9 tRNA genes and 1 rRNA gene are annotated in these 1,060 nt (G+C 50.4%); all 10 read left to right on the forward strand.

The features are described from left to right. A 5S ribosomal RNA gene (gene rrf, locus J2Z81_RS15680) occupies nt 1-90 on the forward strand; the annotation flags it as partial. A 12-nt stretch (nt 91-102) separates the two neighbouring features. Beyond that, nucleotides 103-175 (forward strand) — tRNA-Val (locus J2Z81_RS15685). Nucleotides 176-201: 26 nt separating this feature from the next. Continuing rightward, nucleotides 202-277, forward strand: a tRNA-Thr gene (locus tag J2Z81_RS15690). A 92-nt stretch (nt 278-369) separates the two neighbouring features. Next, nucleotides 370-445, forward strand: a tRNA-Lys gene (locus J2Z81_RS15695). Nucleotides 446-449: 4 nt separating this feature from the next. Next, nucleotides 450-533: transfer RNA gene (locus tag J2Z81_RS15700), tRNA-Leu, on the forward strand. Nucleotides 534-555: 22 nt separating this feature from the next. Beyond that, a tRNA-Gly gene (locus J2Z81_RS15705) sits at nt 556-630 on the forward strand. A 6-nt stretch (nt 631-636) separates the two neighbouring features. Continuing rightward, nucleotides 637-722 (forward strand) — tRNA-Leu (locus J2Z81_RS15710). Between the two features lie 4 nt (nt 723-726). Beyond that, nucleotides 727-803, forward strand: a tRNA-Arg gene (locus J2Z81_RS15715). Nucleotides 804-805: 2 nt separating this feature from the next. Beyond that, a tRNA-Pro gene (locus J2Z81_RS15720) sits at nt 806-882 on the forward strand. A gap of 8 nt (nt 883-890) precedes the next feature. Then, nucleotides 891-966: transfer RNA gene (locus J2Z81_RS15725), tRNA-Ala, on the forward strand. Nucleotides 967-1,060 lie beyond the last annotated feature (94 nt).

Below are 1,060 nucleotides of genomic sequence, written 5' to 3' on the forward strand. Positions count from 1 at the left end.
ACCTGTTCCCATACCGAACACAGTAGTTAAGCTCTCCAGCGCCGATGGTAGTTGAGGCTTTGCCTCCGTGAGAGTAGGACGCCGCCAGGCGAGAAAAGTGTGGGAGGATTAGCTCAGCTGGGAGAGCACTTGCCTTACAAGCAAGGGGTCGCAGGTTCGAACCCTGCATCCTCCATCATCATATCAGTTTAACTTATATAGGCCGGTCTAGCTCAATTGGCAGAGCAACTGACTTGTAATCAGTAGGTTGGGGGTTCAATTCCTCTGGCCGGCACCATTCTCACATTAATACAAGCTTTAACCATTTTTGACAATAAGATGTGTATCGGATATAACGATATAAAAAGAAACAACGCTTATGTTTAGTACGAGCCATTAGCTCAGTCGGTAGAGCATCTGACTTTTAATCAGAGGGTCGGAGGTTCGAATCCTCCATGGCTCACCATTTTGCGGGTGTGGCGGAATTGGCAGACGCGCTAGACTTAGGATCTAGTGTCTTTGACGTGGGGGTTCGACTCCCTCCACCCGCACCATAATATTAAATGATTTGTACAAGCGGAAGTAGTTCAGTGGTAGAACACCACCTTGCCAAGGTGGGGGTCGCGGGTTCGAATCCCGTCTTCCGCTCCAATATATGCCGGGGTGGCGGAATTGGCAGACGCACAGGACTTAAAATCCTGCGGTAGGTAACTACCGTACCGGTTCGATTCCGGTTCTCGGCATTATGCGCCCGTAGCTCAATTGGATAGAGTGTCTGACTACGGATCAGAAGGTTAGGGGTTCGACTCCTCTCGGGCGCGCCATTCGGGAAGTAGCTCAGCTTGGTAGAGCACATGGTTTGGGACCATGGGGTCGCAGGTTCGAATCCTGTCTTCCCGACCATTTCATTTGGGGCCTTAGCTCAGCTGGGAGAGCGCCTGCCTTGCACGCAGGAGGTCAGCGGTTCGACCCCGCTAGGCTCCACCAAAAAAGTTGTTGACATTATCTTGTCAGCGTGATATATTAATAAAGTCGCCAATTTGAACGGCGAAGCACAATTTGCTCTTTGAAAACTGAACAA

Origin of the sequence: Virgibacillus alimentarius (assembly GCF_017874635.1) — a bacterium.
GTDB lineage: Bacteria > Bacillota > Bacilli > Bacillales > Amphibacillaceae > Virgibacillus_B > Virgibacillus_B alimentarius.